The sequence below is a fragment of the Arenibacter sp. F20364 genome (genome assembly GCF_023015905.1).
Lineage (GTDB): Bacteria > Bacteroidota > Bacteroidia > Flavobacteriales > Flavobacteriaceae > Arenibacter.
Genome location: NZ_JALKBD010000068.1, coordinates 1 through 5608 on the forward strand (window position 1 = coordinate 1; position 5608 = coordinate 5608).

4 protein-coding genes are annotated in these 5608 nt (G+C 32.6%); all 4 read left to right on the forward strand.

Annotation, left to right across the window (positions count from 1 at the left end; translation table 11 throughout):
• Positions 1-234: 234 nt before the first annotated feature.
• The 4 genes from MWU84_RS23420 to MWU84_RS23435 are packed head-to-tail and all read left to right on the forward strand — an operon-like array spanning position 235 to position 5407.
• Entirely contained in the window at positions 235-2895 is a 2661-nt protein-coding gene (locus MWU84_RS23420; RefSeq protein ID WP_246906424.1) for an ATP-binding protein, read from the forward strand.
• Positions 2895-3689 carry a hypothetical protein gene (locus MWU84_RS23425; protein ID WP_246906427.1) on the forward strand — a complete coding sequence of 265 codons (795 nt, stop codon included), beginning with the start codon at positions 2895-2897 and terminating at the stop codon, positions 3687-3689. The genes MWU84_RS23420 and MWU84_RS23425 overlap by 1 nt, the downstream gene beginning before the upstream one ends.
• A complete protein-coding gene (locus MWU84_RS23430; RefSeq protein WP_246906429.1) occupies positions 3682-4893 on the forward strand; it encodes a hypothetical protein in 1212 nt (403 codons plus the stop codon). The genes MWU84_RS23425 and MWU84_RS23430 overlap by 8 nt, the downstream gene beginning before the upstream one ends.
• Positions 4894-4918: 25 nt before the next feature.
• Positions 4919-5407 carry a hypothetical protein gene (locus tag MWU84_RS23435; RefSeq protein WP_246906431.1) on the forward strand — a complete coding sequence of 163 codons (489 nt, stop codon included), beginning with the start codon at positions 4919-4921 and terminating at the stop codon, positions 5405-5407.
• The last annotated feature ends 201 nt before the right edge of the window (positions 5408-5608 follow it).

Here is a 5608-nt window from a genome sequence, read left to right on the forward strand (position 1 = left end):
ATAGCATTATAAGCGCAAAACCGACACCGCATAGTTCAACGGCGGATTAAATCAAACTGCGCCATTGGCTTACATGATTTAATCCTATAATGTTGGGCAACATACAAAAAGCCAGCCGCACAAACAGCACATTTGGTTTTTGCCGACACAAAAGCCAACGCTGAAAAAACCAAAAGAGCTGTTTTTCGCCAACGCTCGACAGAATGCTAGAACAAAAGATTGAACGAAAACTAAATGCTGAAAAGACTAATAATACTGAATTCTGACATTTACTCTAAAGCAGATATTGAGCTTGACAACTGCAATTCGCTTCAAATTGTCGGACCAAACAATATCGGGAAAAGTACGCTGATTTACGCACTTAATTTCTTGTTTATAATTGACGGGCGAGAAATGACGTTCAGCGGAAACAGAACGGGAGACAAAACCACATTCAACCACTATTTTCCTTCTATAAATTCAAGTTTTATCGTCTTTGAGATTTTCAAAAATCGCTACTACTCTATTTTGGTCAAAAGAAATGCCGAAGGCAACCTCGACTATTATAAAATCGATAGTGAATATAAAGAAGAACACTATTTTACCGACACCACGAACGGCCAAAAACTAAAAAAGTTTGACTCATTACTTTCCGAATTTGCCATAAATGGAATTGAACACAACAAATTCCCAAACCGTAGGGAAGTTTTCAACTTTGTCTATCAGAAAGGGAAACGAAATAATGCGGTTGTGTGGTTAAACCAAAATGTAAACCAAGACGGACGTGGAATTAGCAACAATTTTTCCAAAATCTATAAGTACCTGATAAACTCACAGCTTATAAACAACAACTCGCTAAAAGAGTCATTGATAATTGCAGATAATAAGGAAAACGAAAGCGTTTCATTTTCAAAGAAAAACCAAAAGGACATACAAACCTTATTGAAGCACAATCGAGATATAAAAGTTATCAAAAGTATCCAGCGTAGCTTTAATGATTTCAAAGAGTTGGTAAATCAGTATGCAGGAAAAAGTAACATACTTTCAGAGTTGATATTTGCTTTTGATCATCAATATTCATCGCTTTATTCAGAATTGGGAACTTCTGTTTCAAAAATGAAAACTGAAAGAGACAAAGATAGAACTCATTTAAACGAAACGCTCAATCCGAAAAAAGACAGGCTAAACCAAGAATTGGGTAAAATAGAAACCCAATTGGAACAAAAACAGAAGGACATTAACCAAAAAGATGATTTGGTAAAAGAAATCAAGTCGTTTGAGAGTTTACAATTTTTAGAGCAATCCTTTCAAAATTTGGAATCTCAAAGAAAAACAATTGAGAGCCAACTAACCCAAATTGAAAACCAAAACTTAAACAGTAAGGACATTGAGAGCAAGATTGAGAAAGCCAACTCTCAAATCCAGAAAATCACAAAACAAGTAGAAAGCTATTCCAATCAATTGATTCATCAAATTTCGGACAATCAAGACAACAAAGAATTACTTAACAGAATTCTTTCAACGGATATTTCAAGTTTATCGTCCGAACACATTTCCACAAAAATCTCAAAAACGGAAAACTTGATGAAACTCTTTGATGGCGTTATCAAGTTGCCGAATGAGTTTAAAGGAAAACCAATAGAATCCATTGAAGAGTTGAAAAAACAAATCAAGGAATTGGAAAAGGAAAAAAGCCTGAATGAAAAACTACTTCCAATTGCCAAGGATTTAGAGAAACATCAAAAAGATTTAGAAGAAATAAAGAAGAAAATCAAGGATGTAAATGATAAAATTGAGAAACTAAAACAGCTTCCAAACATTGAAAAAGAACTTGAAACCATAAAATTGGAACTTGACAGTTTATTAAAACAAAAAGAGCAATCAACTAAAGAAATAAAACTGCTCGAAGAAGAAATAAGAAAACTTTCAGAAACAATTGAGAGAACAAATACCGAAATAATTCAAAAGGAACAAAGAATAAGTGATATTCAAAAATGGAAAATTGAACTTGAGCAATTTGGAATCAAGCCCGAAGAATATCAATCAACCGATTCACTTGATAACATTTACGCCAACATAAAACGAAACCATCAAGAACGAGAGCAAATTAAAAATGATAAGTTTAAGCTCTTTGAAAAATTAAAGAACAGAACGGAAAGATTAGAAGCAGATGAAAATGAATTTATCAAACACATTGAATCTGAACTTATAACGATAGACGACAAACAAAAAGCCATTGACGGATTGCTCAAAAATATATCCACACAATTTGCAAATCCTTGTCGCACGCTATATTCAAGGTTTGAAGAGTTTAATTCCTTTATTACCAATCAGTTTAATTCTAAAATTCGGAAGATAAAGATATCGGATATTGACACGTTGAAGATAGAAATCATTGAGAACGAAAAACTCATCAAGGATTTAAACAAAATCATACAAATCAGGGATTTAACTTCTGAACTGATTTTTGACGACCAATCTGAAAACCTAAATACGCTCAACAAATATTTAGATAGTCAAACCACAATTTCGTTCAATGATTTGTTTGACATTAAGCTTCATCTGCATAAAAAAGGACAGCACAAAGTCGTGGATCTGAAAAACCAAATCGAATCGGACGGAACAGACAAAATGATACGTTTGGTTCTGATTATGTCAATCATCAATCAAATCGTTGTGAAAGATGATGAAAACAAGATTGTAATATTTGTTGATGAAATCGGAACCATTGATGAAGCAAATAGAATAGAGATTTTAAACTTCTGCAAGGAGCATAATTTTATCCCTATTTCAGCAGCACCATTGCATCCTTATGACGGTTTTGATAAATACTATTTGGTAAGAAGAAGTAAAGGAAAAATAGTAGTCAGCGAGAAAAACGGAAATGTAATTTTTAGAAAACCCATTGAAGTGTAATGAAAGAAGTCGATTTCAAAACATATCAATTATTGCTTGTAAACAAATGCGTTTCAAAATCGGTCATTCCGAAAAGTGTTTTGCATTCTGACACATTTCAAAATTTGCTTCAAGCCGAAATTCTGAAATTTTCAAAGATTGGCAGAGGGTTTAAGGTTGAAGTTTCCAAGGAAATCGAATTTGAAAAGTTTTTAAACTCATCATTTCCGGAACAAAACGTTTCCAATACCAAATCAGGAAACATTAAGAAATATAGAAATTCAAAGGCGACAAAGGTTGATAGCAGTCCAATTTTTTTGTTCAGGGGCTTTTCTGCTTATCAAATCAATGAGCAGATGATTGATTTACAAAAACAAACTCGTGATTTTGGATTGTTCTCTGTAATCCCCAATTCTGTTATAGCTGATAAAATATGTTTTGTCGAGAATTTGGAAACCTTTTTGAATGCGGAAAAATTATTGGGCAACGAATTTCTATTTGTCCACAAATACGGACGAATAGGCAAAGAATCCATTTCAATGATTAAAGCAAAGGAGGTTTTAGTTTTTGTTGACTATGACTTTAACGGGCTTGACGAATATTTGAGAATCAAAGAAGTGTTTGGTAATGCAGAATTGTATTTACCAAATAATTACAGTGAACTCTTTAAAAAGCATTCGGCATCTTTAAAAGGAAACAAAGCAAAAATGAGTAAGGCTGTTAAGACATCAGATGATTCAACAGTCGTAAAAATCAGAGAACAAGTTGCCCGAACTAATAGATTTTTAGAACAAGAAACGCTCATCAATGTTTAAGTCAGAACCAAAGAGCATAGTACAATTTTTGGCAACTCATTTTGACTTGCTACGACAACTCTTTGACATTCAAGTTAAGAATGAAATCATCTTGAAAAGTCAAGTATCTGAAACACTTGATGAATTTGGAAGCGATATAGAATCCCAACTTTTTGAGCACAAAATACTCGTTGAACAGAATGATGACTTTGTGATTAACGAACCCTATTTTGTTTTATTTGAGTTTGTCCTGCAACAATTTAAACCTTTGCTTCCTGAAGAAATTGAAAAATTTGGTCAATCTATAAGAACCTTATTTTTGAATATTAAAGAAGGTATCAATCAAGACAAAAACATTTTGTTGGACAGAATTGAAGCTTTATCGAATGAAATCAAAAAATTCAGAACTGCCGTAACTAACAATACAATTAGCCTTCTAAATGAATCAAGAGAGTTAAAAGCCAATACCCGAAAGATTGAATATCAAGAAAAAGTTCAAACTGCCAGATATTTAATTGATTACTATATTATTCCCTTGAATATAATTTTGGATATCAATCACTCGCAATCGATTTATAACGAATTACTTGCAATTTCTCAATTTTCTAACAACAAACGATTTGATTATTCAGACGAAAGTATCAGAAGACAGTTTGAAAAACTCTACAATCTTTTACGACAAGTCGTTAAGGACATCAGTCAACAATCGACAATCTTAAGCAACGAACTTTTGCCATTATTGGACAGAATTAGAACAGAAAGTGAATATTTACTAGGGTTTCATTTGTATCTGACAAATATGAATTGTTACAAAGGAATAAAGCCACCAAAAATATTCAGTACTTCCAGAGATAATCTATACAATCCGTATATCTACGAAAACACAAAAGAGTATTTTGAGCAATTTGAAAATGAAGAAGATGTTTTTGTTGAAGAAGAAGCCAACGATATTGAGCAATGGATATTCAATAAAAATGAGTACAAATCCCAACTAAACTCAAAGCTTCCTGTAACTGATTTCTTCTCTTGGTGCAAGAACGCAATTGAAAATGAAAAGAAAGATTTTGACATTGACAACTACTTTATGGTAACAAGTCTAATATTTGAAGAAGAATACGATATTGAACAAGATAAGGAAAGAGAGAATATTTCTTTGAAAACAAAACAAGGAGAATTTATTATGCCCAAACTAAAAATCAGCAAAAAAGAGAATGTATCCGAATAAACATAAGCAAATAGTGACATCTTTAATGGATGGCAGATTTATCACAATTGATGAATCTTATTTTGATATTCTAAAAGAAAATCAAGATTTCTATGTTGAGTTTTTTGAGAAATCATTTGGATTTGAACTCAAAAATACGCAAGAATTTTATTATCTGATTTCAGATGAAACAAACGAGAACACTTCTCGTGATATTAGCATCTTCTTCTCGATTCTATGCTACGAATTAGACAAGGATGGGAAAAACTTTATGGATGAATTAGGTTTTTCAGACTTCCATATTGACGAGATAGTAGAATACATAAAAAACAGTACTTGGATAGATGTTGTAAAAGCGAACAAGCAATTAAATGATAGCGAAAGCATCAAAAGATTAGTTGGTTCGACTATGGTAAAAAGAAACATAGCAATAAAACATTCTGATGACAAATATTCATTTACGAAAGCTTATAAACTATTCATTGACTTTGCCAGAGAATTGATAAAAACTGAAATGAATGAAGCCAACGCATAAAGCCATACACATTTGCAATTCGCACCAGCCAACGCTGCAACCAAAAATTGCAAAAGAGTATGTCTTTGCCAACGCTGACAGACGGAAGAAAAAAAAAGTACGATTGCCCAACAATAGTAACCGTTGCACAACCCCGTAATTATTAAAACAACGACCTCGATAACTGCTTTTTAAGGTGGTTTTGTTTTTTAAGCACCCGAA